The sequence below is a fragment of the Cupriavidus sp. PB-02 genome (genome assembly GCF_058252315.1).
Genome location: NZ_CM177695.1, coordinates 2,949,389 through 2,976,352, shown reverse-complemented (window position 1 = coordinate 2,976,352; position 26,964 = coordinate 2,949,389). Strand labels below are relative to the sequence as shown.

Sequence of the window (26,964 nt, the reverse complement as noted above, 5' to 3'; positions counted from 1 at the left end):
ATTGGCGTGCTTCGGATTACCCGCCTTTGTACTCGAAGCAGCAAGGCTTGTCACGCAGAAACAGGTACGCAAGGTGCTGGCATTGCTTGCCCTGTTTTTTGCAAGCCGGAGGATCCAATGGCTGGTCGCATGGTGGCGGACGGTGGGCAACCCGGCAGGGTTGTCCACGGTTCGCCAGCCATCCACTACCAGTAAACGATACCGATACGGGTTAACTACTTGTAAACCGTATACGTGAAGTTCAGCGCCTTGATTCGTAAGGGAAAAAACAACCCCCGCGAACCCGAATCTGCGGACGAACGTACTCGATTCTGCGAAGGGGCGAACCTGTATCTGCGGCAGGCCGAACCCATATCTGCGGCAGGCGCGTACTGGTTTCTGCGGGGATAACCTGGGTGTCCCACAGGCTTGTCCACAATGGCGAGGGGTGAAAGCGTACCCGTTTCTGCGTGCGGCGGACCGGTATACGCGGTTTACCTGCCATTCCCTGGTCGATTCCGGTGGATATCTGCGCCGGACCCTGGTTATCCCCGCAGAAACTGGTTCGTCGTCCTGTCTGCCGCCGGCGCCGCTGCCGGCAAAGCGTACCTGTTTCTGCGTGCCGTGCCCCGAAAGCGTACCCGTTTCTGCGCGGGTCCTGAATCAGCGTCTCCCGCCACAACTGCGTACCCGTTTCTGCGCCGTACCCATTTCTGCGAAAACGCCACAACACGGGGTTGGCTGCCCAGCGTACCTGTTTCTGCGTGCCCGCAGGGGCGCTCGTTGCACCGACCCGTACCCGTTTCTGCGTGCGCACTTTGGCGAATAGAGCCGGGAGTTGGCCCGAGTTTCTATGATACACATGATTTATAATAAAAGCTAGTACTTACACTCGACGTATACGTAGCTGCTTGCCCAAATAGCGCCGCGTACCCGTTTCTGCGTGTGCCAGCGGCATAACCGCCACAGCCACCCACGATCGCCGCATGCCGCCACGGTTGGCCGTACCCGTTTCTGCGGCTCGCGGCCCAGCTTCCGGACGTTGCCGGCGTACCTGTTTCTGCGAGGCCGTTCGATATCTGTACTGGCAAGGGGGGCTGCCTCGGTACAGCAGCGACCGTACCCGTTTCTGCGTCGGCCGAAGTGTGGATATGTCGGCACAGGCAAGACGGCGTGGCGCGTCTTTGGTGGTGATGGATTTGCAACGCGCTTGAGGCGCGTACCCGTTTCTGCGGGACTGGAAGGTGGTGGCGGCGGTCGCGCGGCAGCTGGGCGTACCCGTTTCTGCGTGTGGGAGTTCTGCGCAAAAGTGGCAATGGCGGCCCGGGCGTACCTGTTTCTGCGAGCAAGAAGGCCAGGGCATGCCACCGGTGCTGCAACAATGCGTACCCGTTTCTGCGTCAGGCTGAGGGTCTAATGCTGAGGGTCTGGAGAACTCAAGTCCCTTGGCAATTCAGGCGGGCCGCCAGGCGTGGCGTGACAGTCTCGCAACAGTGTATTGGCACGCGCGATGCGGGGCCTGTTGACCGGCTGTAGACCTGCAGTTCTGGAAGGGCCAGCCGAAAGCACGCACGAACAGGTGCCGGTGGGAAGAGTGGCGAGCGCCGCCAGACAGCGCCCACTGCCGTACGAAAACGCGGGGCGCTAAAAACAAAAAACCCCGCCACGGGGGCGGGGTTCTCACGTTGTGCGGCGCGCACGGAGCGCGCCGGCGGTCAACGCTTACAGCGGGGTGATGTTCGCGGCCTGCAGGCCCTTCGGGCCATTCTTGACTTCGAACTGCACGCGCTGGTTTTCCTGCAGCGACTTGAAGCCGTCGGAGCGGATTTCCGAGAAATGGGCGAAGAGGTCGTCACCACCCGCGTCCGGCTTGATGAAGCCGAAGCCCTTGGCGTCGTTGAACCACTTGACGATACCGGTTTGCATGATTTGCTTTCCAGAAAAAGGACATAAAAGATCGCATGACGAACACGTCATCCGACACGGGGAACTCAAGGAAAGGACACCATGGACAACCGAAGTACCAGACGGTGGCTAACGAATGAACTGTTGCCTCGTCACTTGAATCTAGCCGGGTTTATACGGGGGATTGCCGCCAGCGTCAAGCTGGGGGCGGCCCCAAGGGCGCATGCGGGAGCGCAGCCGGCTGGCGCTGGCAGCACCTGCGGCCGCTGTGGGATCATCACGCCTTTTGCATATCGCTTATTCGCCCGCGACAGCGCGCAGCGGGGCTGGCGTGGACCAGAGTACGCTTGCCGCGTAGTGGGCCGATGATGCCATCACCAGCAGGCGCAGCAGCCGTCGCGGACACGATAACGATATCAGGAGACCATTCATGTCGATCCCGGAACCCGCTTCCAAGCCGGGCACGTCTTCCGCCAATCCGCCCCAGCCGCACGCCGCGCCTTCGCTGATCGAGCGCGTGTTTAAGCTGCGCGAGCACCAGACCAATGCCCGCACCGAGATCCTCGCCGGCATCACCACGTTCCTGACGATGGCGTACATCATCTTCGTCAACCCGTCGATCCTGGGCGACGCTGGCATGCCCAAGGACGCGGTGTTCGTCGCCACCTGCGTGGCCGCGGCGATCGGCACGCTGATCATGGGCTTCTACGCCAACTACCCGATCGCGCTGGCGCCAGGCATGGGCCTGAACGCCTACTTCGCCTACACCGTGGTCAAGGGCATGGGCTTTGCGTGGGAGGCCGCGCTCGGCGCGGTCTTTATCTCCGGCTGCCTGTTCCTGCTGGTGACGCTGTTCCGCGTGCGCGAGATGATCGTCAACGGCATCCCGCATTCGATCCGCGTGGCGATCACCGCGGGCATCGGCCTGTTCCTGGCGATCGTCGCGCTGAAGAACGCCGGCATCGTCACCGCCAGCCCGGCCACGCTGGTGACCATCGGCGACCTGCACCAGCCCCCGGCAGTGCTTGCCATCGTCGGCTTCTTCGTGATCGTGGCGCTGGACCACCTGCGCGTGAAGGGCGCGATCCTGATCGGCATCCTGCTCACCACGCTGCTGAGCTTCGTCTTTGCCGGCAACACATTCCACGGCGTATTCTCCGCGCCACCGTCGCTCAGCCCCACGCTGTTCAAGCTCGATATCAGCGCGGCCTTGTCGATCGGCATCATCAACGTGGTGCTGGTGTTCTTCCTGGTGGAGCTGTTCGACGCCACCGGCACGCTGATGGGCGTGGCCAACCGCGCGGGCCTGCTCAAGGCCGGGCGCATGGGCCGGCTGAACAAGGCGCTGATGGCTGACAGCACGGCGATCATGGCGGGCTCGTTCCTCGGCACGTCGTCCACCACCGCGTATATCGAAAGCGCCTCGGGCGTGCAGGCGGGCGGCCGTACCGGCCTGACCGCGGTGACCGTGGCAGTGCTGTTCCTGGCGGCGCTGTTCATCGCACCGCTGGCGGGCACCGTGCCTGCCTATGCCACCGCACCGGCGCTGCTCTATGTGTCGTGTCTGATGCTGCGCGAGCTGCTCGAGATCGACTGGAACGACGTGACCGAAGTCGTGCCCGCGGTGATGACCGCGCTCGGCATGCCGTTCACGTACTCGGTCGCCAATGGTGTCGCGTTCGGCTTTATCAGCTACGCGGCGCTCAAGCTGCTGACCGGGCGCGCGCGCGGCGTGCCCGTGATGGTGTGGATCATCGCGGCGGTCTTTGTCTTCAAGTTCTATTACCTGCCGGGTCACTGAGCCATGGGCACGTACAGATGAGACAAAGGGCGGGACATTGCAGGTAGTGCAGGACAAAGAAGGGACGGCGAAAGTCGTCCCTTTTTCCATTGTCTTGATGGCGTCATCCCGATGCAGTACCTATGGCTGGTGCTGGCCGCGTATTTCAGGGGGCTGTCCGAAACCTCATTCCGTACCCGTTTCTGCGTACCCCCTCATCCCCCGCACGGCAAGCGGTGCGTACCCGTTTCTGCGTGCCGCTTGACTTTCCCAAGCGTGCCGCAGCCGCGCTCACTGATTGCGGCAAGCAGCGCCCGGGAAGCTCCGCACGACCGTCCGAAATTCCTCGGCGAGACGGCCGCGATCACCCGTTCGGGGTGCGAAAGCGTACCCGTTTCTGCGTACCATGTAAGCAGACATTTACCTGTCCTATGGTGCGGTGGCGAGGCGGCGCGGATCGGCTTGCGGGGGTGTGCTGGCGGGCTCATACCAAAGTATGAGATTGGGTGTAAGTCACCCACTCAGGGCTGGACAAACCGCCCCAAATGCACTGAACTATAGGCGTGGCAAAGAGGGGCGCGGCAAGGCGCCCCTTCTTGACTCCGGTGCATGCGGCAGGATGCCGGAGATTACCGAGAGCCTTCGGCGCCGTCCGCCAGTACGGGGACATCGCCGGAACAGACCGTCAGACAAGAAGACGGCAAGCCACCAACCGGGAGCGTGCGGGAAACACGCGCGCCACGCGGACAAATATTCCAAGACTGACAAGTGGTAACCGCAGACGTGTAGTGCCGGGGGATGTTGTTCAACGGGGATAATCATGACCGCAGGAGAGATCCGGCGACCCGCCATCGGGCCCATCAGGGAGTCCGTCAACCGATCCATTCATCATCGCGCCTGGGCTGCTCGGGGGGAAGCTGCAGGCGAAGCACCCCTCAGCAAGGCGGCCCATGACGGCGCTACCGCCGACGTGGCGGCCCTGCTTGCCGAAGACAGCGAACTCAGCGATACCGCGCGCGCGGCCGTGCAGAACCTGCTGCGCCGCCATCGCCTGCTCGAGGGCGAGATGGCGCGCCAGCGCGTGCTGCTGCAGGAATGGATCCTGAGCCAGCTGACCTACAAGACGCTCTATTACCAGTATTCCGGCCAGTCGCCCCAGGCGCCGAGCCTGGAGCTGATGCGCGAGAAGGAGGCGGTGCGACGGCGCATCCGCGAGCAACTCCAGGGGGGCGCGGATTACCTTGCCGCGCCTGACGAGCAGTCCCGCAGTCTGTCCAGCTCGTGATACCGACGTCGCGCGCGGGCGCCGGCCCGCAGCCAGTTCAGCCCCACCGCCCGCCACGGCCCCAGGCCGCGGCAGTGCCCACGGGTGCCGGAACCAAGAACAAGCCTAACGTCCGGGAGATCGTGATGGACCGACTGTGCAAGGCGTCACGCACTGCACAGATCGTGGTCGTGTCGCGTCATGAAGATTTTGGTTTTGACCCGTCCAGCTTCGGCGCGGGATGGGAAGTCCGCCGCGTGCAGCAGATCCGCGACCTCGAACGCGTCGTGCGCGCCAGTCCGCCGATGGCCGGCGTGATCGACCTGCAGTCCGACTACAGCGATGCCGAACTCGTGCAGCTCGAGCAGGCGCTGCAGTACCTGCATGTCGCGTGGGTCGCCATCACCACCGATGCCATGCTCGCCGAGGAGCGCGTGCGCCGGCTGATCCGCGACTATTGCATCGACTACGTGCGCGTGCCGTTTTCGGTGGAGGAGCTGCTCTACACGCTCAAGCACGCGCACGGCATGGCTTCGCTGCACGGCGCGCGCGTGCAGGAGCCCGCCTCGCGCGGCACGATGATCGGCGAATGCGCGATCATGCGGGCGATGTTCCGCTCGCTGGCCAAGGTAGCGCACAACGAGGCGCCGGTCTTCATCTCCGGCGAGTCCGGCACGGGCAAGGAACTGGCCGCGCAGGCGATCCACGATGCGTCGAGCCGGCGCAAGGGACCGTTCATTGCCATCAACTGCGGCGCGATTCCCTCGCACCTGGTGCAGTCCGAGCTGTTCGGCTACGAGAAGGGCGCGTTTACCGGCGCGAACCAGCGCAAGATCGGCTGGATCGAGCAGGCGCAGGGCGGCACGCTGTTCCTGGACGAGATCGGCGACCTGCCGCTGGAAAGCCAGGTGGCGCTGCTGCGCTTCCTGCAGCAAGGCACCATCACGCGCCTGGGTGGGCACCAGTCGATCCCGCTGAACCTGCGCATTATCTCCGCCACGCACGTGGATTTGGTGGTGGCGCAAACCGACGGGCGCTTCCGCTCCGACCTGTTCCACCGGCTGTGCGTGCTGACGCTGAGCATCCCGCCGCTGCGCGAGCGCGGCGAGGACATCCTGCAGCTGGCCAACGCAGTGCTGACCGAGCACGGGCACGAGGCGCACCGGCGCATCCGCGGCTTCTCGGCGTGCGCGACGCAGGCAATGATGCAGTACGCCTGGCCGGGCAACGTGCGCGAGCTGATCAACCGTGTGCGGCGCGCCATCGTGATGACCGACAACCGCAAGATCACCGCCGAGGACCTGCAGCTGCATGGCGGCACGGAACTGCCGCGCAAGACCCTCGACGCGATTCGCGAAGAGGCCGAGCGCGAGGCGATCCGTACCGTGATGGCCAGCCACGGCTTTCACGTGGTGCCAGCCGCGCGCGAGCTCAACGTGTCGCGCGTGACGCTGTACCGGCTCATGCACAAGCACAATATCCGCGTGGAGAGCCAGGCCCCGGCAGGGGAATAGAGGTAACAGCGGCGGTAAAACGCGGCGCGCCAGCTTCAGGCGCCAGAGGAAAGGGGAACGGACGACGTCCGCTCGCCAGTTCCACCTTTCCCCGTGCCCGCTGGCACGTCAGCGCACAGCCTGTCAGCGCACAGTCTTGTGGGGTCGCCCGGCCCCGGCGCCGCCGTCCGCATCCGCGGCAGCGAGGTTCATGCTGATCTTGCCGCGCGGATGGCGCGGCGGTTCGTTTTCGTCATGCTGGCGCCACGGCACCGCGTCGCGCCGGTCCAGGATGTCGCGTGCCTGGCGGCCGTCCTGCGGCGCCGGCGCGGTTGTCGGGGCATCGGGGCGCATGAGCAACTCGCCCCATGCCCAGCCCCAGCCGCGCACATAGATATCGTTGCTGACCGCCGCATGGCTGTTGGCACTGGCTTCGTCGGGTCGATCGAACCAGGCGTAGCTCGCCGCCATGGCGCTGCCGGAGCAGACGGCCAGCGCGGCGGCAAAGATTCCGGCTTTCATGGACTGCGCCTCCCTGTGGAAAAAAAGTGCCCGCCGGGGGACGGAGCACAAATCCGTGCAGGTACGCTGGCTCGCGAGCCTGCAATGGTCCTGTTTGCGGCGCCGGGGCACTGAGGCCCTGAGGCAGTGACGCACCGCCGCACGCCCGCGCCCTGCGGCGCCCGAACATGCGGTTGCGCGGGTGCCCTCAGGCGCGCCGCTTGCCCGCATGGCGCCGGCAGGCGGCGCGTGCGAACCCCGCGCCCTTCTCCGTGCCGATGCCCTTGCCGACGCCGATCGCCGCGCACGGCACGGCGGGCGTGGCCGGCGGCGCGTGGATGCGCGGATAGGGCAGCAGCGGCGGCGAAAGCAGGTCCGTCACCGATGGTGGCGGGCCCGCTAGCCGGTATGAGCGCCGGCGCGCCGTCATGCGTGATGGCGGATGACGCATGGCTGGGTAGTCTCCTGCGTGCAAAGTCTGGTTGATGGTCACTGACGCGTACAGCGTCCCTTGCGGATACTGAGCGACAAGTGTGCCAATGGCCGCAAAGCCTTGTGCCACGCGGCTTTGCGGGAGGTGGCCGAATTGCTGCGGGGGACGCTCGCCTGCTGGCGGACCAATCGGTTTCGCCGCTGTAACGCGTGCGGAAAGCGCCCCCGCGCGCGGTGGCCACAACCGTGCAGCGCATGCTGCTCGTGGCACGCGCCGGGTGCGGGATAGCGCGCCCCGGCATCCGCGCCGGGGCGACATTGCACCCCGTTGCACGTTTGAAACTGGGTTACATCAGCCTTGCACTTGCGTAACGGCGTGGACAACGGGCGCGGGCAAAAGCCCCGGCTACAGCGTCGGCAACGGCAAGGCTTTACTCCAACTCACGGGCTTCAGTGGGCCCGGATCGGCGCGTGCGGGCCAGCCCGCGAGCCACGCAGAAACGGGTACGCCCGCGCTGACGCGTTCAGCGGGCCGGACCCGATGCCGGGGGCAAGCTGGACGAGTTCGGGTTGGCGGGCGCGGCGGGTGTGCCCGCGGCAGGGCGGTCGGACGCCGTCCCGGAAATGGGTTTGGGGCCCGGCTGGCTGCGTTCGCAGCCGGCGCAGCCCAGCACGCCGATGATCAGGAGTGCGGCCACCGGGCGGGCGGAGAGAATCGGGGTCACGTGTGCCTCCATGCGCCGGCGCGCGGGCAACGGATGCGCCGGCAGGTGTGCCTGATCTTACTGTAGCAGGTCGCCCCCGGCGCGCCCGCTTGGGCAAAGCCCGCAATGCGCAGTATCATGAACGCAGACGCCCCCGACACGCGGCGGCAGACGCCCCCGGCATGCGGCGCGGGCAAACACACAGGCCGTGACCGACAAGACCGAGCACCCGTCCTCTCCTTCCGCCGGCAGCGGGACCCCGCAGCCCCGGCCCAACCGCCCGTCCTGGCTGCCGGACCGCCATACCGGCACGCGCACGCTGCGCGTGTTCACCGCGGCCGTCAGTTCATGGTTCGACCATCGCGCTGCCAGCAAGGGCGCGGCGCTCTCGTTCTACATGCTGTTCTCGCTGGCGCCCATCCTGGTGCTGGTGATTTCCATCGCTGGCCTGTTCTTCGGCGCAGAAGCGGCGCGCGGCGAGATCTTCGCGCAGATCCAGGGCCTGGTGGGCGAGCAGGGCGCCGCGGCGATCCAGGAGATCCTGGCGGCCACGCACCGCGCCGGTGGCAGCGGCGTGGCCGCACTGATCGCGATGGGCATCCTGATCGTCGGCGCCACCAGCGCCTTTGTGGAGCTCAAGAGCAGCCTGGACGACATCTGGCACGTGCCGGTGCCCAAGACGGCCGGCTGGCGCCAACTGCTGCGCGCACGGGTGCTGTCGTTCAGCGTGGTGCTGGTGCTGGCCTTCATGCTGCTGGTGTCGCTGATCGTCAATGCGGCGCTGGCCGTGGTCGAGCGCATCTGGGGCCAGCTGTGGACCCAGTCGTGGTTTGCGCCGGTCGCGGACGTGATCTCGACCGCCTTTTCCTTTGTCGTGGTGACGACGCTGTTCGCGGTGATTTTCAAGATGCTGCCCAACGCACGCATCGCCTGGCGCGACGTCACCATGGGCGCGGTCATCACCGCGTTGCTGTTTGCAATGGGCAAGCGGCTGATCGGCCTCTACCTGGGCAACAGCGCCGTGGCCTCTTCATACGGGGCCGCGGGCTCGGTGGTGGCGCTGATGCTGTGGGTGTATTACTCGGCGCAGATCTTCTTCTTTGGCGCCGAGCTGACGCGCCAGTACGCGTTGCAGTTCGGCAGCCTGCGCGGCAAGCCGGCGGAAAAGCTGGCGGAGTGATCGGATAGGTACGACGCCGGATCGGATGGATTCGCCGGCCGATTCAGCCCGCGCCCGCGCGCGAACCGGTAAAATAGCGCCCCATTCATTCCCTCGCGTGCCCGCAGGGCCCGGCCCACCGCCGCCCCGCGGCGCTGCCGGACCTGGTTCCGGCCACCCGCCGGGCCACATCCAATATTTCCCAGTCAAACTCCGCTGCCGTGAGCTCGCTCGTTTCTGAAATTGCGCGTCGTCGCACCTTTGCCATCATCTCCCACCCCGACGCGGGCAAGACGACCCTGACCGAAAAGCTGCTGTGGTTCGGCGGCGCCATCCAGGTCGCGGGCGAAGTGCGCGCGCGCAAGGCCGACCGCCACGCCACCTCCGACTGGATGGAACTGGAAAAGCAGCGCGGCATCTCGGTGACCTCGTCGGTGATGCAGTTCCCGTACCGTCGCGAGACCAAGGACGGCAACGCGCAGGAGAACATCGTCAACCTGCTCGACACCCCGGGCCACGAGGATTTCTCCGAAGACACCTACCGCACGCTGACCGCGGTCGACTCCGCGGTGATGGTGATCGACTCGGTCAACGGCGTGGAAGCGCAGACCATCAAGCTGCTCAACGTCTGCCGCCTGCGCGACACGCCTATCCTCACCTTTATCAACAAGCTCGACCGCGAGGGCCGCTCGCCGATCGAGCTGCTCGACGAAATCGAGGACGTGCTGCAGATCCAGTGCGCGCCGATGACCTGGCCGATCGGCATGGGCAAGGCCTTCCGCGGCGTGTACCACCTGATCGACGACAAGGTGCAGCTGTTCGACCCGCACGGCGACAAGGGCACGGCCGCGATCCTGGACGGCCTGGACAATCCCGAGCTCGACCGCATGCTGGGCAGCCAGGCAGAAGAGCTGCGCATCGAAATCGAGCTGGTGCGCGGCGCCTCGCACACGTTCGACAAGGAAGCGTTCCTCAACGGCAAGCAGACGCCGGTCTACTTCGGCTCGGCGATCAACAACTTCGGCGTGCAGTCGCTGCTCGACGCGCTGTGTGAGCTGTCGCCGCCGCCGCTGGCGCGCCAGACCGAATCGCGCGTGGTCGAGCCGCAGGAGCCCAAGTTCACCGGCTTCGTGTTCAAGATCCAGGCCAATATGGACCCGCGCCACCGCGACCGCATCGCCTTCGTGCGGGTATGCTCGGGCCGCTTCGAGCGCGGCATGAAGCTGCTGCACGTGTCGGCCGGCAAGACCGTGGCGATCAACAATGCCATCACCTTCATGGCGCAGGACCGCAACACCACCGAGGAAGCGTACGCCGGCGACATCATCGGCGTGCCCAACCACGGCACCATCCGCCTGGGCGATGTCTTCACCGAGGGCGAGCCGCTCAAGTTCACCGGCATCCCCTCGTTCGCGCCCGAGTTCTTCCGCCGCGCGCGCCTGAACAACCCGCTCAAGGTCAAGCAATTGCAGAAGGGTTTGCAGCAACTGGCGGAAGAGGGCGCCACCCAGATGTTCCGCCCGCTCGCCTCGAACGACCTGGTGCTGGGCGCGGTCGGCATCCTGCAGTTCGATGTGGTGGCGCACCGGCTGGAGCATGAGTACGGCGTCGATGCCATCTTCGAATCGCATGAATGCGCCACCGCGCGCTGGCTCAGGGGCGACTCGGCGGAGATCGAAAAGCTGATCGCCAAGGCCGGACACAACGTTGCGCTGGATGGCGCGGGCGACCACGTCTACCTGGCGCCCAGCATGGTCAACCTGCGGCTGACGCAGGAACGTTTCCCGAACCTGCAGTTTTTGGAGACGCGCGAGATCGTGTGATCGCGCATCGCGCCTGAAATTTAAAACGGCTCGCAATTGCGAGCCGTTTTTGCCTGGTAGAGGCGTAATGCCGACATCTGCGGTCGATATTTGCCCAATCAAGGTGTGCGATTGTCGGCATCTGTATGCAGCAATTCAGCAGGCGCTTTAGAATCTTGCCTTTGTGCACCGCACGCTCGCACCAGACGGCCCAGACGGCCCGGCTGGCGTCCCGGCGGATCGTGACGCACAGCAATCTCCCCGCACCTCCCTCCTGCATCCATGTCTTCCCCTGCCACCGTCCCGGCCGCCGAGCCGGACAGCGTCTTCGGCGACGCCGTTTTTCGCCGCTACTGGTTCGCGCGCCTGTGCACCACCATCGGCTACCAGATCTTTACCGTGGCGGTGGGTTGGCAGATGTACGACCTGACGCGCGACCCGCTGATGCTCGGCATGGTTGGCCTGGTGCAGTTCCTGCCCTCGGTGGTGCTGATCCTGATGTCGGGCCACGTGGCCGACCGCTTCGACCGGCGCCGCATCGTGCGTACCTGCCAGTCGATCGAGGCGCTGCTGGCCGGGGGCATGGCGGTGGCGAGCCTGACCGGCTGGATCGACAGCCACCATATCTTTCTCTTTGTCGCGCTGATCGGCGCCACGCGCGCGTTCGAGAACCCGACGCTGCAGGCGCTGCTACCCAGCGTGGTGACGCCGCGCCAGTTGCCGCGCGCGGTGGCGCTGGCGAGTTCGGCCGGACAGACCGCCATCATCATCGGCCCGGCCATTGGCGGCTTTGCCTATGTGGCGGGGCCGGACGTGGTCTACGCGCTGAGCGCGACGCTGTTCACCATCGCCGCCGTGCTGGTCAGCGGTATCCGGCTGCGCCAGGCCGCGCAGCGCCTGACCGCACCGGTCAGCGTGCGCACGGTCTTTGCCGGTTTTACCTATATCCGCGGCCGGCCGGTGCTGCTCGGCGCGATCTCGCTGGACCTGTTCGCGGTGTTGCTGGGCGGCGCCGCGGCGCTGCTGCCGATCTATGCGCGTGACATCCTGCACACCGGTCCGTGGGGCCTGGGTCTGCTGCGCTCCTCACCCGCAATCGGCGCGCTGGCAATGGCGCTGTGGCTAGCGCGAAACCCGCTGAACCGGCGTGCCGGACGCATCATGTTCGGCGCGGTGGCGCTGTTTGGCGTGGCCACCGTGGTGTTCGGTGTGTCGACCTGGCTGCCGTTGTCGATGGCGGCGCTGGTGGTGCTGGGTGCCTCCGACATGATCAGCGTGGTGGTGCGCTCCACGCTGGTCCAGCTCGATACCCCGGACGACATGCGCGGGCGCGTCGGTGCCGTCAATTCGGTGTTCATCGGCGCATCAAACCAGCTGGGCGAGTTCGAGTCCGGCGTTACCGCGGCGCTGCTGGGACCGGTGGGCGCGGTGATCCTGGGCGGCGTCGGCACGCTGCTGGTGGTGGCGGTGTGGATGCGGCTGTTCCCGGCGCTGGCCTCGCGCGACAAGCTGCACGACCATCCGACCTGAGCGGCTCCATGACCTTGCCTGAGCCGCTGCCACTTGGCGCGGCGAGCGGCAAGCGTACCCGTTTCTGCGTGCAAGCCCCAGGCGCCGCCGGGCCGGTAGCCCGGGGCCGTCCGCCAACTTTCGTCGCTGAAAGTTGGCGCCGGCGCCGGCTGGCTACGCGGCCAGCGCGCTATGCCCACGCACTCCCGCCATATAGCCCGTGCAGCGCGCTCCCACGCCATCACGGGCGACTGGGCGCACCGTACCCAGTGCTTCCTCCCAATACTTCGGCGCTATTCCCCGGACCGCCGCCATCCCTTATTCCATAAGGGATGGCGGGTCCTGCAAGCGGGCCAGCCTCGCAGGCACCGGAAACCAATGTCCGCTCTGCTTGTCACCTGCTCTGTGGTGTGCACCCCGGCTTTGTCGGTGATCGTCTGACATCGTGTATTCAACGTGCATCAATTTGTCAAATTAGACGCCGATCCTTGAGCGGCAGGAGAGCGAACCGACTCCAGTCGCGGCACGCAGAAACGGGTACGCCGCGAAACCCGCGGCAGCGCCACCAGATCCCGACAACAACCTGGACAACAAACGGAGCCGCGCCCATGGACCTCAACTTTATCGACGCCGACAAGCTGGAGGCCGGCTGGACCTACCTGGTCCACTTCGCCATCAACCAGGGCATGAACTGCCTGGCGGCCATCTTGATCCTGATCGCCGGTTGGTGGCTGTCAGGCCGCGTGGCCGGGGCTATGCGGCGCGCCCTCAGCGGCACCCACGTGGATGCAACCATGCGCCCGCTGCTGGCCAATGCGCTGCAGTGGATGGTGCGCGTGCTCACCATCGTGCTGGTGCTGTCGCAGTTGCGTGCAGACCGCCAGCATCATCGCCATGCTGGGCGCCGCGGGCCTTGCCATCGGGCTGGCGCTGTAGGGCACGCTGCAGAACATTGCCGCGGGCATCATGCTGGTGCTGCTGCGGCCGTTTCGCGTGGGGCAGTACATCGATGCGCAGGGCGTGGCCGGCACCGTGCGCGAGACCGGCCTCTTCATGAGCGAGCTGACCACCTTCGACGGCGTCTGCCTGCGCGTGCCCAACGGCAAGCTGTGGGGCAGCGCGATCACCAACTACAGCGAGAACGCCACGCGCCGCGCCGATATCGAGGCCACGGTGACCTTCGACAGCGACCTGCAGCGCGCGGCCTGGAAGCCTTGCGCGAGATGCTGGTGCGTGAGCCGCGCCTGCTGGAGGAGCCCGTGCCGGAGACGATGGTGATCAACTACACGCAGCAGGGCATTACGCTGAACGTGCGCTACTGGACCTCGAACGACGATTACTGGAACGTGCGCTTCGCCTTCTACGAGCGCATCAAGCAAGTGCTGGAAGGCGCCGGCTGCAAGCTCGCCGTGCCGATCCAGGAACTGCACGTGCCGGGTGCGTCGGCCGTGCCCGGCGCGGTGAAGGTGAGCGAGGGGGCGCCCGCCCCCTCCGCGCCACGGCCGGCCGGCGGCCAGCGGCAGCCGGCGCACAACCTGGGTTGAACGCAGGCGCTCAGGCCGCGTGCGTGGCGCGGCCGCGCGCGCCAGCGTGGCCATGCCGGGCTTGGTCGCCCTCGTGGCCTTCACCCCCTTCATCCGAAAAAAGCGTGCAGGCCCCGCTCTCCGCGGTGCTGACATTGCAGCGGAAGGTCGCAAACAGGTCGCGCCCCACACCGTGCCGGTTGGCGCTGAGATCGGGACGAGCCGCTTCGCGTGCCTGCCACTCGTCGGCGGGCACCAACACCTCGAGCACGCCCGCGGGCGCGTCCACGCGCACCAGGTCGCCGGTGCGCACGCGTCCGATGGCGCCGCCGCGCAACGCTTCGGGGCAGACGTGGATCGCCGCCGGCACCTTGCCCGACGCGCCCGACATGCGCCCGTCGGTCACCAGCGCCACGTGAAAGCCGCGGTCCTGCAGCACGGTCAGCGTCGGGGTGAGCTTGTGCAGCTCCGGCATGCCGCACGAGGCCGGGCCCTGCCACGGCAGCACCGCAACGAAATCGCGCTCCAGCTCGCCGCGCTTGAACGCGTGCAGCACGTCGTCCTGGTGCTCGAATACGATCGCCGGCGCCTGCACCACCTGGTGTTCGGCCTTGACCGCCGAGGTCTTGATCACCGCGCGGCCCAGCTTGCCGTCCAGCACCTTGATGCCGCCGTCCGGCGCAAAGGGCCGGTCGGCCGTGCTCACGATGCTGTCGTCGAGCGGCGCCGCCGGGCCGTCGATCCACGTGAGCGTGCCGTCGCGCAGCACCGGCTCGCGCGTGTAGTCCTGCAGCCCGCGGCCGACGATGGTGGTCACGTCGTCGTGCACCAGGCCCAGCGCCAGCAGCCCGCGGATCACCACCGGCAGCCCGCCGGCCGCCTGGAACTGGTTCACGTCGGCCTTGCCGTTCGGGTACACGCGCGCCAGCAATGGCACCACGGCGGACAGCTCGTCGAAGTCATCCCAGCTCAGCACGATGCCGGCCACGCGCGCCATCGCGATCAGGTGCAGCGTGTGGTTGGTCGAGCCACCGGTAGCCAGCAGCCCGACAATGCCGTTGACGAAGGCGCGCTCATCCAGCACGTCAGCCACCGGCGTGTAGCGCTCGCCGCCATGCACCAGCTTCAGCGCCTGGCGCGCGGCCTCGCGCGTGAGCGCCTCGCGCAGCGGCGTGTTGGGATTGACGAAGGCCGTGCCCGGCAGGTGCAGCCCCATCATTTCCATCAGCATCTGGTTGGAATTGGCGGTGCCGTAGAAGGTGCAGGTGCCCGGGCCGTGGTAGGAGCGGGTCTCGGCCTCGAGCAGTTCCTGGCGGCCGATCTTGCCTTCCGCGTAGAGCTGGCGGATGCGCGCCTTCTCGTCGTTGCTGATGCCGGTGGTCATCGGCCCGCCCGGCACGAACACCGCCGGCAGGTGGCCGAACGACAGCGCGCCCATCACCAGCCCGGGCACGATCTTGTCGCAGACGCCCAGGTACAGCGCGGCGTCGAACATCTGGTGCGACAACGCCACCGCCGCCGCCAGCGCGATCACATCGCGCGAGAACAGCGACAGGTCCATGCCGTCCTGCCCCTGCGTGACGCCGTCGCACATCGCCGGCGTGCCGCCCGCGAATTGCGCGGTGCCGCCGGCTTCGAGCGCGGCTTCCTTGATCCATTGCGGGTAGGCCGCCAGCGGCTGGTGCGCCGAGAGCATGTCGTTATAGGCCGAGACGATCGCGAGGTTGGGCCGCTCGTCGGCCTTCAGGCGGATCTTGGCGGTGTCCGGCATCGCGGCCACCGCATGGGCAAGGTTGGTACAAGAGAGTTGCGCGCGTTCGACCTTCTGCCCAGCCATGGCGCGGGTGCGGTCGAGATACGCCTGGCGCGAGGCGGCGCTGCGGGAGACGATGCGGGCGGTGACCCGCTCGAGCACTGGATGACGTGGCATGGGGTTCTCCTGCGGGGGAGCCTTCAGCCTAGCGCACTTTGCCGCGCACTGCACGGAGTACGCAGAAATGGGTACGCTGCCTCGCCAAGCCGGGGCGACTCACGTAAACTGGCCGCAACTCGGCCTTCGGTCTCAATGGCTGCAACAATGAATCAAGGAGCTCAGCGTGAGCATGCCTGACTTCGACATGGTGCTGTTCGGCGGCACCGGCGACCTGGCGCGGCGCAAGCTGCTGCCTTCCCTGTTCGATGCGCACCACGCGGGCCTGCTGCATCCGGCCGCGCGCATCCTCGCCACCGGCAGCCAGCCGCAGTCGACCGCGGACTACCTCGCTTCGCTGGAGCAGACCGTGCGGCCCGCACTGGCGCATGCGCCGCCTGAGTCATGGGACAAGTTCTGCGCGCGCATCGTCTACGTGCAGGCCGACGCACGCGTGCCCGAGCACTTCGACGCGCTGGCGGAGCAGGTGCTGTCGCGCAAGCCCGAAGTGGTGGTGTGCTATCTCGCCACCGCGCCGCACCTGTTCGTGCCGATCTGCGAGCAGCTGGCGCGCACCGGCCTCAATACCCTGAGCGCGCCCAATGTGCGGATCGTGCTGGAAAAGCCGCTGGGCCACGACCTCGAATCGAACGAGGCGATCAACTCGGCGGTGGCCAGGTTCTTCGCCGAAGAGCAGATCTACCGCATCGACCACTACCTCGGCAAGGAATCGGTGCAGAACCTGATGGCGATCCGCTTCGGCAATGCGCTGTTCGAGCCGCTATGGCGGCGCGAGTGGGTGCAGGACGTGCAGATCACCATTGCCGAAGAACTCGGCGTGGAAACGCGCGGCGACTTCTATGACCGCACCGGCGCGCTGCGCGACATGGTGCAGAACCACCTGCTGCAGCTCTTGTGCATGGTGGCGATGGAGCCGCCTGCGAGCCTCTCCGAAGATGCCATCCGCGACGAGAAGATCAAGATCCTGAAGGCGCTCCGCCCGATCACGCCGCAAGACGTGGCCGAGAAGACCGTGCGTGGCCAGTACCGCGCCGGCGCCATCGGCGGCAAGCCGGTGCCGGGCTACGTGGAAGAAGAGGGCATCGCGCCCGACAGCCGCACCGAGACCTTTGTCGCGATCAAGGCCGAGATCGCCAACTGGCGCTGGGAAGGCGTGCCGTTCTACCTGCGCACCGGCAAGCGCATGCAGGCGCGCGTGGCCGAGATCGTGATCCATTTCCGCGACGTGCCGCACGCGATCTTTCCGCGGCCACTGACGCTGTCGCCGCAGAACCGGCTGGTGATCCAGCTGCAGCCCGAGGAAAGCATTCGCCTGTACTGCCTGGTCAAGCAGCCCGGGGACACGCTGGAGCTGACGCCGACCTCGCTCGACCTGGACTTTGCCAACTCGTTCAAGGTGCGGCGCGCCGGCGCCTACGAACGCTTGCTGCTGGACGTGATCCGCGGTCGGCTGGGTTTGTTCGTGCGCCGCGACGAGCAGGTGCAGGCATGGCGCTGGGTCGAGCCCATCATCGACACCTGGGAAGCGAGCACCGTCCCGCCCAAGCCTTATACGTCCGGCACCTGGGGCCCGGCGGCGTCGTCGGCACTGATGTCGCGCGACGGCGCGCTGTGGCACGAGGAGGCGTGAGCGATGCCACGCCGCAGCGCCCGCCTGAATTGCAAAGGAAACCATCATGCGCCTGTTTGAACATCCCACGCCAATGGACCAGGCCGAGGCGCTGGCCATCTCGATCAGCAATGCGCTGGAACTTGCCATCCGCGTGAACGGCTGGGCGGTGCTGGCGGTCTCGGGGGGGCGCTCGCCGGTGGCGATGTTCGAGCGCCTGCGCTACCGGCCGGTACGTTGGGAAGCTGTGACGGTGACGCTAGTCGACGAGCGCGTGGTGCCGCCGGACCATCCCGACAGCAACGCCGCGCTGGTGCGCGCGCACCTGCTGCGCGAAGCTGCCGGCAGCGCCGCCTTCCTGCCGCTGATCGCCGACGCGCAGGACGCCGCCGAGCCTGAACAGGCGGTGGCGCGTGCCAACCGCGCCTTCCGCCAGCCCAACGTGGTGGTGCTGGGCATGGGCGAGGACGGCCACACTGCCTCGCTGTTCCCGGATGCGCCCGAACTGGAGAGCGCGTTGAGCGATCCCACGCCGGGCTATGTGATCACCCATCCGGCGGCCGCGCCGCACGCGCGCATCACGCTGAACCTGGCCGCGCTGCTGGCGGCCGAGCGCGCGTTCCTGGCGGTCAGCGGCGCCACCAAGGCCGAGGTGCTCGAACGCGCGCTGCAGGGTCCGACGCCCGAGTTGCCGGTCAGCCTGGTGGTGTCGCGGCACCGGCACGGGTTTGATGTGTTCAAGGCCTGATCCCAACGACTGATCCGAGGTGACGCCAATGGCCGCGACTGCTTCCACACCGTCTTCCGCCGCCTTCCCGCGCCTGCTGGGCGACATCGGCGGCACCAACGTGCGCTTCGCGCTGGAAACAGCACCGATGCAGATCGGCCCCGTCACCGCGCTGAAGGTGGTCGACTTCCCGTCGCTCGAAGCGGCGCTGCGCCAGTACCTGGACGGCCTCGCCGCCTCCGGCCAGGCGGTGCCGCGCCACGCGGCGATCGGCTTGGCCAACCCGGTGACCGGGGACCAGGTGCGGCTGACCAACCACAACTGGTCGTTCTCGATCGACGGCATGCGGCGCGCGCTCGGGCTGCACACGCTGGTGGCGATCAACGACTTCACCGCGCTGGCGCTCGCTTTGCCGCACTTGCCCGCCGACGGGCTGGAACAGGTGCGCCCCGGCACGGCGGTACGCGCCGCACCGCTGGCCTTGCTGGGGCCCGGCACCGGGCTGGGCGTGTCGGGCCTGGTGCCCGCGCCGGGCGGGCAGGCCGTGCCGCTGGCGGGCGAGGGCGGGCATATCGAACTGATGCCGGACACCGACGACGAATGGGTGGCCTGGCGCGCCGCCCATCGCAACATCGGGCGCGTGTCGGCGGAGCGGCTTTTGTCGGGCAGCGGACTGTCGCAAATCCATGCCGCACTGGCCGCAGAAACGGGTACGCTTTTGCTCGCCCCGCTGCAGCCGGACCAGGTCACCGCCGGCGCTTTCGAGCGCAATGACCCGCTGTGCCAGCGCACCATGGCCGTGTTCTTCGGGCTGCTCGGCTCGGTCGCGGCCGACATTGCGCTGGTGCTGGGCGCACGTGGTGGCGTCTACCTCGGCGGCGGCATCCTGCCGCGCTTCGTGCCGGCGCTGCAGGCCTCGTCGTTTGCCGAGCGCTTTGTCGCCAAGGGGCGCATGCGCGGGTGGCTGGAAGCCGTGCCGGTCCACGTCATTACCGCACGCCATCCGGCGCTGGCTGGCCTTTCGCGCGCGCTTGACGAGCGGCTCAGCGCCGGGAACAGCTAGCCATGCGCGTATTGCTGGTGGAAGACGACGCCATGATCGGCGACAGCGTCAGAGTGGCGCTGCGCCAGGAAGGCTTTACCGTCGACTGGGTACGCGACGGCGACGCGGGACTGGCCGCGGCGACCACCGCGCAGGACGGCGAAGCGTGCTATGACCTGGTGCTGCTCGACCTCGGCCTGCCGCGGCGCTCCGGCCTCGACGTCCTGCGTACGCTGCGCGCGCGCGGCGTGCCCACGCCGGTGCTGATCCTGACCGCGCGCGATGCCGTGGCTGACCGCGTGGCGGGCCTGAACGCAGGCGCCGACGACTACCTGGTCAAGCCCTTCGACCTGCAGGAACTGGCCGCGCGCATGCACGCACTGGCGCGCCGCGCGGCCGGCCGGGCCGAGCCGCTGATCGTCTATGGCGATGTCGTGCTCAACCCCGCCACGCGCGAAGCCACCCACCGCGGTGAACCGGTGCGGCTGTCGGCGCGCGAGTTCGCGCTGCTGTCCGCGCTGATGGCGCGGCCAGGCAAGGTGTGGTCGGTGCCGCAGTTGCAGGAGCGCCTGTACGGCTGGGACGATGAAGTCGGCAGCAATACCGTCGAGGTCTATATCCATGCGCTGCGCAAGAAGTTCGGTGCCGCGCTGATCCGCAATATCCGCGGCGTGGGCTATGTGGTGCCGCGCCTTGACGGCGATACAGCGGCGGACAAGCCGGCGGGCGAAGGGGACAGCCGCTGATGCGCTCCATCCAGCGAACCCTGCTGTGGTGGCTGGCCGCCGGGCTGCTCGCGGGCATCGCCATCGCCACCGCGCTGATCTACGGGCAGGCACGGCAGGAAGCCAACGCGCTGTTCGACTACCAGATGAAGCAGATGGCCGCGGCGCTGCCCAGCCAGTTCGCCAACCCCGTCGCGCCGCCGTTCCTCGGCGCACCCGGCGACCTGGCGCATGCCGACGAGGACGTCGTCATCCATATCTGGGACGGGTCGGGCCGCAGCCTGTACCTGTCGCATTCGCACGCGGCCCTGCCGCCGCGGGCCGAGCTTGGTTTTACCAACGTCACTAACGAGCAGGGCGAATGGCGCCTCTACAGCGTGCAGCTCGGGCCCGCGGTGGTGCAGATCGCGCAGCCGATGAGCGCGCGCCGCACGCTGGCCGCGCGCATGGCACTGCGCACCGTGGCGCCGCTCTTCCTGCTGCTGCCACTGCTGGGCTGGCTGGTGTGGATGGCGGTGGGGCGCGGCTTGCGCCCGCTGCGCGAAATCGCCGCCGAAGTGCGCTCGCGCGACGCCACCACGCTGGCGCCGCTGACGGTGCGCCAGATGCCGGACGAGATCGCTCCGCTGAGCGCCGCGCTGAACCAGCTGCTCGAACGCCTGTCGCACGCCATCGACACGCAGCGCGCCTTTGTCGCCGACGCCGCGCACGCGCTGCGCACGCCGCTGGCCGCGCTACAACTGCAGGCGCAACTGGTCGAGCGCGCCGACAACGGCCCGGCGCGCGACGAGGCCATCGGCAAGCTGCGCCAGGGGCTCGAACGGCTGACCCACCTGGTGACGCAGTTGCTGACGCTGGCGCGGCAGGAACCCGGCGCGGCCACGACGCCGCGAGAACCGGTGGACCTGCGCGAGCTTGCCGCCGGCGTGGTCGGGGAGATGACGCAGGCTGCGCTGGATCGCAATATCGACCTTGGGATTGATGGTGGCGAGGATCTATCGCCGGCGATCGTGCGTGGCGATGCGGATGCGTTGCGGATCCTGCTGACCAACTTGCTCGATAACGCGTTGGCTTATATCCCTTCCGGCAGCCGTATCGATGTGCGGGTGGGGCGTAGTGCCGACGGGCGCTCAGTTGAAATGGTGGTCAGCGATAACGGGCCGGGTATTCCTGCCGGGGAACGGGGGCGTGTGTTTGATCGTTTCTATCGGCTGGCAGATGCGCCGACGGGCGGCAGCGGGCTGGGGCTGGCTATCGTGGCTGAGATCGTGCAATCGCACGGGGCGCGGCTGGCGCTGGAGGATGCGGGGCCGGGGTTGAGGGTCAGGGTTTTGTTTGAAGGGGGGTGAGGGCTGGTTCGTTGTTGGTGCGTCTGGTGCTACGGTTTGCACTGGAAGCTGCCCTACGTCCTGCCCTGGGGTTGGCATCTGGTCGGTGCTCGGCGGGCTTCGCTGCTGGTGACATGTTGTCGTTGTTTGAACCGCTGGGTTCCGCCCTCCTGGGCCCGGATAGCCAAGGTAGAAACCAGTTACCTATGTGCTTGAACTGTTTTGTCACCTACGTCGGTGAACCGTATCGGCCTACGCGGGCGGGAATCTGATGCGCCGCGCGCAGCGCAGCCGAAGGCGTTGACGCGATGCCCGTGTTAGAGCCGGGCTTGCCGGAGGCAACAGCGGTCGGCGGCTTCAGTAAATGCCCCGCCCTCATAGCGTGCGAGGCGCGAAATACGGCCTTCCTCCTGCCGGTGCCAGTCACGCAGAATTGGGTACGCTTTGCTCTCGCCAGCATGTTTCTGGCTGCGCGTGCGACGGGGTTCGTAGTGCGATTACACCGACGCCATAGCCGATGGGGCCGGTTCCTGAAGGCCGCTTAACGCGCTTCCGGGGATCGCGGCAAGGTACGCAGAAACGGGTACGCTTTCGCTCCGCAACCGCCGTGTGGAGCCGCCCCCGCACCACCATTGCGTATCATGCGTGTTCCCTTCCTCACTCCCGAAAGGCTGGCATGCGCGCAATCGGCAACTTCCTCTGGTTCATCCTTGGCGGCGTGGTGATGGGCCTGGCCTGGTGGCTGGCCGGGCTGCTCTGCTTTATCTCGATCATCGGCATTCCCTGGGGCAAGGCCTGCTTCGTGATCGGCACCTTCACCTTCTTCCCGTTCGGCAAGCAGGCCATCAGCCGGCGCGAGCTGACCGGCCGGGACGATCTCGGCACCGGCGCGATGGGGCTGGTGGGCAATGTGCTGTGGTTCGTGTTTGCCGGCGTGTGGCTGGCGATCGGCCACGTGATGTCGGCGATCGCCAACTTCGTCACCATCATCGGCATCCCGTTCGCGATTCAGCATCTGAAGCTGGCCGGCATCGCGCTGGCGCCGATCGGCCAGACCGTGGTCAGCAACGAGGTGGCCGAAGCCGCGCGCCGCGATGGCGCGCGCACCCAGGTGGACAACCTGCGCCGCTAGGCGGCGCCGTCAACGGTATCTTCCTCTTCCTGCCGGCCGGCGTGCGCCACCAGCCGGTCGAGCAGGCTGCCCAGCAGTGCCTGTTCCGCTTCGCTCAGACAGCCGAAGATCTCTTCATTGCGTTTGGCGATCATCGCGATCGCCTGCCGGTACAGCGGCTTGCCCTGCGCGGTCAGCGACAGCACCACGCCGCGGCCGTCGGCTTCGCTGGTCTCCTTGCTGACCAGCCCGCGCTCCACCAGCGCCTGCGCCGAGCGGCTGGCCTGCCCCTTGGTCAGGTTGGCGCGGTGCGCCAGCTCGTTGACCGACAGCGGCGCAAACGCGCCGATCGCCGCCAGGCAGCGGCCTTCGCTCAGCAACAGGCCGCATTGCGCCAGATAGGCGGCGGCGCTGTCCTTGTCGCTGAGCTTGTTGACCTGGTGCAGGCGGTAGGTCAGGAATTGGTCGAGGCGTGGCAGTGGCTTCATGGCGTTGTCGTGTCAGGCGTCGGAATTGTAGAGCCCTACGCCTTGCTGCGCGCCTCCGCCTCGTCGATCAGCGCGAGCACCGGCGCCAACGCCTCCTGCCGGCTCATCAGGCCCAGGCACACCATCGCCAGCAGCAGCGGGGTGCGCGCTTCGCCGGTGCGGCCCATGGCTTCGCACAGGCGGGTGTAGGCGAGGTCGAGGTCTTCAGCTTGCATGGCGGGCTCCGGTTTGCATCAGGGGGGCGAGGGCGGCGCGCACGGCGTCCCATGCGGGTTCGCGCCAGCGCGCCAGCACATAGCCGTCGGGCCGGATCGCGTAGAGCGTGCCGGGTTGCGCGCCGTAGCGGGCGCAGGCCTGGCCGGCGATGTCGGCCAGCACGGCATCCCCGGGCTCGCCGATGCTTGAGACGATCACACGCGCCTGCAGCGTATCGGAATGCGCCTGCACCAGCGCGGCCAGCGGTTCGGGCAGCGTCGGCCCCTCGCCGAAATACAGCAGCGTGAACGCCTGGCCGAAGCATTGCGTCAGGTGGGCGATGCTGTCTGCGCCCGCGACACGCGCCTCCGGCGCGGGCATGCCGGGCGCCGCACCGGGACAGTCGTCGCCGAAGCCGGACGGCCCGTTCAGCGGCGAACCGTCATAGGCGATCGGCGCCGACTGCCGGGGGTTGATCAGCGAACGCACCGCGCTCTCTTGCTGCGCCAGCCGCAGCGTGGCCTCGCGCATCAGCCGGAAGGCAAAGTCGGGCGGGGCCATGAACTCTGTGCTCTTGGCGCCGTAGGCAATGTTCTGCCGCGTGGCATGCACGCGTTCGGTCGAATAGGAGTCGAGCAGGCTGTCAGGCGCCTGGCCACGCAGCACCCATGCCAGCTTCCAGGCCAGGTTGCCGGCATCGTCCAGCCCCGAATTGAGCCCGCGCACGCCGAAGATCGGCACCAGGTGCGCGGCGTCGCCGGCGAACAGTACGCGGCCGTGGCGGTAGTCCTGCAGCGTGAGGCACTTGGCGTTGTAGATCGAGATCCACAGCGGGCGCCAGGGCTCGGTCTCGCCGATCATGTCGAGGTGGCTCTGCACGCGGGGCAGCACGTTCTCGGGTTTGACTGCTTCGTCCGGGTCTTCGTCGTCGCGGATCTGGTAGTCGATGCGCCAGACGTCGTCGGGTTGGCGGTGCATCAGGATGGTCGAGCCGGGGTTGGAGGGCGGATCGAACCAGGCCAGCCGCTCCACCTCGCGCCTGGTCTTCTGCACGATATCGACGATGACGTAGCGGCCTTCGTACTGGGTGCCTTCCATGCGCAGGCCGAGTTGCTCGCGCACGGTGCTGCGGCCGCCGTCGCAGGCCACCAGCCATTGCGCGTCGACCTCTACCACGCCGTCGCCGGTGTGGATCTGCGCGACCACGCCATCGCCGTGCTGGCGCACCACCTGCACGCGCGCGCCGAAGCGCACGTCGGCCGGCGCGGTCCCGCGCAAGGCGGCGTCATGGGCGAAGGCCTCGAGGTAGTACTGCTGGATATTGACCATCGGCGCGAAGCGCTCGCCCGGCTCGCTCGGCATGCGGAAGTGCAGTACCTCGGTATCGCGGTAGTAGCTGCGCCCGCCTACCCAGGGCAGGCCGGTATCGACGGTGCGCCGGTCCGCGCCGACCCAGCCGAGGATTTCCAGGGAACGGCGCGACATGCAGATGGCGCGGCTGCCGGCACAGTAGCCCTCGTCGGCTTCCACCACCAGCGATGCGATGCCCTGACGAGCCAGCAGCGCGGCGAGCGTCAGGCCGACCGGGCCGCCTCCGGCAATCAGCACCGGTACGCGCCCGGGCCAGGGGTGGGATGGCGTTGGGGGCGGTGCCGGTGGCACGGACGCGTGGGGGGCGTTGGAGTCTGGCATGGCGGGATCCGGTGGGTCGCTGCAATGTGGTTGTGTGCGCAACTATATCGGCCAAATAGTTGCGCACGAAACTAGTGTTTACCCCCGCCCCGGGGGCCGATGCGGCCGTGCGGGCGGCGCAATGCGATACAAGTCGCACATCGGCAAGAGGTGGGCTTCGCCTATGCTTCGCAAGGAGCACAACACGCCTTTCGCCATGCCCACGCTTCCGACCGAAGCCGCGCCCCGCGCTGCCTGGCTGCCCCGTCCTGGCAGCTGGCAGTACCACGCGCTGCTTGGCGCGGCCGGCATGCTGGTGCTGGGGCCGCTGGGCGGCGTGGCGGCGGCGTACATGAATTTCTCGCTCGGTTTCTTCGTGGGCGGACAGGTGCTGGCCGGCATCCTCGGCTCGGTGGTGACGGCGGGCTACGGCGCGCCCGGGCGCCACGGCGCCAACTACATCCAGACCGCGGCGGCGTCGGTGGCGGGCATGGGCGGCATGGCGGTGGTGCTGCAGGCGATGGCGTGGCTGGGCATGGCGCAGCCGCCGCTGTGGCAGCTGGTGCTGTACATGCTGTGCATCGGCATGTACGGCGTGGGCGTGGGCATGCTGTACACGCCGCTGCTGGTGGACCGGATGCAGCTGACCTTTCCATCGGGCCTGGCGGTGGCCAATATCCTGCGTGCGCTGACCGATCCGGTGCTGCTGCGGCGCTCGGTGGCGCGGCTGGCGGGCGGCATGGCGCTGGGGCTGCTCAGCGGGCTTGGCGGCGGACGCGTGCCGTGGCTGGCGGCGCTCGACCTGTCGGCGGCGACCTTCGGCGCCGGCATGATCGTGGGGGCGCGCATCGGCATTGCCGCGCTGGTGGGCGGGCTGGTGGGCTGGGCCATGACGCCCTGGTTCATCGCCGCCGGCTGGCTGGCGCCGGGCGAGCCTTACCGCAAGGCTACCTTTCTGGTGGCGCTCGGCATGATCATGGGCGCGGCCCTGCTGGATGTATCGCTGCTGCTGGCGCAGGCGAGCCGGCAATGGCGGCTGGCGCGGGTGGGACGTGCCGGGCAGCGCCCGGCAGCGCGGCGCGGGCCGGACATGGGCTGGGTGGCGGCATGGGCGCTGCTGTGGGGTGGGGCGACGGTGGCGGCGGGCGTCGCCTGGTTCGGGCAGCCACTGGGCTTCCAGTTGATGGCGGTGCTGCTGGTGCTGGTATTCGCGCTGGTCAACGGGATCTCGGTCGGCATGGTCGACCAGAACCCGATCTCGTCCGCCTTCGTGCTGACCGTGATCCTGATGGCCGCCGCCGGGCTCCGCGCGCCGCACGTCGGCCTGATCGCGGCGACGGTACTGCTGGTGGCTACCGCCGAGGCCAGCGACATGCAGCAGGACCGCTCCACCGGCTGGCGGCTCGGCAGCGACCGCATGGTGCAGTTCGGCTACCAGGTGGCGGGCATTGTCGTGGGCGCGCTGGTAGCGGTGGCGATGGCGCGGCTGTTCATGCACGCGTACCCGGTGCTGGCGCTGGACCAGACCAGCCTGCCGGCCGACCAGCAGCCGGCGCGCTGGACCTCGGCGATGACCTACAAGATCGTGGGCGTGCTGCACGGGCTGGCGCAATCCCGTACCGACCAGCATATTGCGGTGGCGATCGGGCTGGCCATCGGGCTTGTCACCGCGGTATTGCGCAAGGCTATCCTGGGCCGCCCGGCATGGCAGCGCTTTGCACAGTCCGGCCGCCGGGGGCGGGCGGCGGATTTCCTGCTCGATGCGGTGATCCTGCCGTCGCCTTATGCGTCTTCGTTCGGCGGTTTCGTCAACCTGGCGGCAGCCGGCTGGATGGCCGCGGGCGGCGTGGTGGCAAGCGTGGCCGCTGCGATGGCAAGACCGGCAAGACGCGGCCACGGGTTGCCGCCGGATATGAGCACCACGTCGCTAGTCGGCGGTGGTTTGATCGCTGGCGATGCGCTGGCGGCACTAGCGATCGGCATTGCAGGCCTGCTATCGGTCACATGGGATTGAATTGGCGGGATTGTCAAATTGTATTGACGCTTCTGTCTAATCTTGCGTGGATTGTCAAATCACTGGGCAGGCG

General features: G+C 67.6%; 21 protein-coding genes and 1 pseudogene. 14 read left to right on the top strand and 8 right to left on the bottom strand.

From position 1 onward, the window contains the following. Positions 1-1,701: 1,701 nt before the first annotated feature. The gene (locus AC10V3_RS34285; RefSeq protein ID WP_022539866.1) at positions 1,702-1,905 is read right to left on the bottom strand and encodes a cold-shock protein; all 204 of its coding nucleotides are present in this window, start codon (positions 1,903-1,905) and stop codon (positions 1,702-1,704) included. A gap of 409 nt (positions 1,906-2,314) precedes the next feature. Between AC10V3_RS34285 and AC10V3_RS34280 the strand changes: the two genes are divergently transcribed. The 3 genes from AC10V3_RS34280 to AC10V3_RS34270 all read left to right on the top strand — a co-directional run bounded on the left by AC10V3_RS34280 (position 2,315) and on the right by AC10V3_RS34270 (position 6,442). Further along, positions 2,315-3,685, top strand: a complete 1,371-nt coding sequence (locus AC10V3_RS34280) for an NCS2 family permease (protein ID WP_022539865.1) — start codon at positions 2,315-2,317, stop codon at positions 3,683-3,685. 799 nt (positions 3,686-4,484) lie between these two features. Next, a complete protein-coding gene (locus AC10V3_RS34275; RefSeq protein ID WP_022539864.1) occupies positions 4,485-4,949 on the top strand; it encodes a hypothetical protein in 465 nt (154 codons plus the stop codon). Between the two features lie 125 nt (positions 4,950-5,074). Then, positions 5,075-6,442 (top strand): sigma 54-interacting transcriptional regulator, encoded by a 1,368-nt coding sequence (locus AC10V3_RS34270; RefSeq protein WP_041681880.1) that lies wholly within the window; start codon positions 5,075-5,077, stop codon positions 6,440-6,442. A 123-nt stretch (positions 6,443-6,565) separates the two neighbouring features. Here the strand turns inward: AC10V3_RS34270 and AC10V3_RS34265 are convergent, their stop codons facing one another. The 3 genes from AC10V3_RS34265 to AC10V3_RS34255 form a co-directional block, all read right to left on the bottom strand. Further along, positions 6,566-6,943: a hypothetical protein gene (locus AC10V3_RS34265; RefSeq protein WP_022539862.1), complete on the bottom strand. Its 378-nt coding sequence runs from the start codon at positions 6,941-6,943 to the stop codon at positions 6,566-6,568. 187 nt (positions 6,944-7,130) lie between these two features. Continuing rightward, positions 7,131-7,373 carry a hypothetical protein gene (locus AC10V3_RS34260; protein ID WP_454753524.1) on the bottom strand — a complete coding sequence of 81 codons (243 nt, stop codon included), beginning with the start codon at positions 7,371-7,373 and terminating at the stop codon, positions 7,131-7,133. Positions 7,374-7,878: 505 nt separating this feature from the next. Then, positions 7,879-8,079 (bottom strand): hypothetical protein, encoded by a 201-nt coding sequence (locus AC10V3_RS34255; RefSeq protein ID WP_349605171.1) that lies wholly within the window; start codon positions 8,077-8,079, stop codon positions 7,879-7,881. A 268-nt stretch (positions 8,080-8,347) separates the two neighbouring features. Between AC10V3_RS34255 and AC10V3_RS34250 the strand changes: the two genes are divergently transcribed. The 4 genes and pseudogenes from AC10V3_RS34250 to AC10V3_RS34235 all read left to right on the top strand — a co-directional run bounded on the left by AC10V3_RS34250 (position 8,348) and on the right by AC10V3_RS34235 (position 14,072). After that, positions 8,348-9,238 (top strand): YihY/virulence factor BrkB family protein, encoded by an 891-nt coding sequence (locus AC10V3_RS34250; protein WP_051370046.1) that lies wholly within the window; start codon positions 8,348-8,350, stop codon positions 9,236-9,238. Positions 9,239-9,438: 200 nt separating this feature from the next. Continuing rightward, complete coding sequence (locus AC10V3_RS34245; RefSeq protein ID WP_022539858.1) at positions 9,439-11,040, top strand: peptide chain release factor 3; 1,602 nt, start codon at positions 9,439-9,441, stop codon at positions 11,038-11,040. Positions 11,041-11,301: 261 nt separating this feature from the next. Continuing rightward, positions 11,302-12,549 carry an MFS transporter gene (locus AC10V3_RS34240; protein WP_022539857.1) on the top strand — a complete coding sequence of 416 codons (1,248 nt, stop codon included), beginning with the start codon at positions 11,302-11,304 and terminating at the stop codon, positions 12,547-12,549. Positions 12,550-13,136: 587 nt separating this feature from the next. Continuing rightward, a pseudogene (locus tag AC10V3_RS34235) lies at positions 13,137-14,072 on the top strand (mechanosensitive ion channel family protein). A 10-nt stretch (positions 14,073-14,082) separates the two neighbouring features. Here AC10V3_RS34235 and edd read toward each other — a convergent pair. Then, a complete protein-coding gene (gene edd / locus AC10V3_RS34230) occupies positions 14,083-15,981 on the bottom strand; it encodes a phosphogluconate dehydratase (protein WP_022539855.1) in 1,899 nt (632 codons plus the stop codon). Positions 15,982-16,153: 172 nt separating this feature from the next. Between edd and zwf the strand changes: the two genes are divergently transcribed. The 6 genes from zwf (at position 16,154) to AC10V3_RS34200 (ending at position 22,544) form a co-directional block, all read left to right on the top strand. Continuing rightward, positions 16,154-17,611, top strand: a complete 1,458-nt coding sequence (zwf, locus tag AC10V3_RS34225; RefSeq protein WP_041681878.1) for a glucose-6-phosphate dehydrogenase — start codon at positions 16,154-16,156, stop codon at positions 17,609-17,611. Positions 17,612-17,657: 46 nt separating this feature from the next. After that, positions 17,658-18,338 carry a 6-phosphogluconolactonase gene (gene pgl, locus AC10V3_RS34220; protein WP_022539853.1) on the top strand — a complete coding sequence of 227 codons (681 nt, stop codon included), beginning with the start codon at positions 17,658-17,660 and terminating at the stop codon, positions 18,336-18,338. Between the two features lie 28 nt (positions 18,339-18,366). Then, positions 18,367-19,380, top strand: coding sequence for a glucokinase (glk, locus tag AC10V3_RS34215; RefSeq protein WP_490923976.1), 1,014 nt, complete (start codon positions 18,367-18,369; stop codon positions 19,378-19,380). 2 nt (positions 19,381-19,382) lie between these two features. Continuing rightward, positions 19,383-20,105: a response regulator transcription factor gene (locus AC10V3_RS34210; RefSeq protein WP_490923975.1), complete on the top strand. Its 723-nt coding sequence runs from the start codon at positions 19,383-19,385 to the stop codon at positions 20,103-20,105. Then, positions 20,105-21,433 carry a sensor histidine kinase gene (locus AC10V3_RS34205; RefSeq protein ID WP_022539850.1) on the top strand — a complete coding sequence of 443 codons (1,329 nt, stop codon included), beginning with the start codon at positions 20,105-20,107 and terminating at the stop codon, positions 21,431-21,433. The genes AC10V3_RS34210 and AC10V3_RS34205 overlap by 1 nt, the downstream gene beginning before the upstream one ends. 655 nt (positions 21,434-22,088) lie before the next feature. Continuing rightward, positions 22,089-22,544, top strand: coding sequence for a YccF domain-containing protein (locus AC10V3_RS34200; protein WP_041681877.1), 456 nt, complete (start codon positions 22,089-22,091; stop codon positions 22,542-22,544). Here AC10V3_RS34200 and AC10V3_RS34195 read toward each other — a convergent pair. From AC10V3_RS34195 to AC10V3_RS34185, 3 genes are read right to left on the bottom strand one after another with little or no spacing between them, the layout of a single operon-like run. After that, a complete protein-coding gene (locus AC10V3_RS34195; protein ID WP_022539848.1) occupies positions 22,541-23,011 on the bottom strand; it encodes a MarR family winged helix-turn-helix transcriptional regulator in 471 nt (156 codons plus the stop codon). The two genes, AC10V3_RS34200 and AC10V3_RS34195, sit on opposite strands and share 4 nt — an antisense overlap. Before the next feature lie 35 nt (positions 23,012-23,046). Continuing rightward, entirely contained in the window at positions 23,047-23,226 is a 180-nt protein-coding gene (locus AC10V3_RS34190) for a hypothetical protein (RefSeq protein WP_022539847.1), read from the bottom strand. Next, entirely contained in the window at positions 23,216-24,898 is a 1,683-nt protein-coding gene (locus tag AC10V3_RS34185; RefSeq protein ID WP_022539846.1) for an FAD-dependent oxidoreductase, read from the bottom strand. The genes AC10V3_RS34190 and AC10V3_RS34185 overlap by 11 nt, the downstream gene beginning before the upstream one ends. A gap of 196 nt (positions 24,899-25,094) precedes the next feature. Between AC10V3_RS34185 and AC10V3_RS34180 the strand changes: the two genes are divergently transcribed. Beyond that, positions 25,095-26,891 carry an OPT/YSL family transporter gene (locus AC10V3_RS34180; RefSeq protein WP_041682261.1) on the top strand — a complete coding sequence of 599 codons (1,797 nt, stop codon included), beginning with the start codon at positions 25,095-25,097 and terminating at the stop codon, positions 26,889-26,891. Positions 26,892-26,964 lie beyond the last annotated feature (73 nt).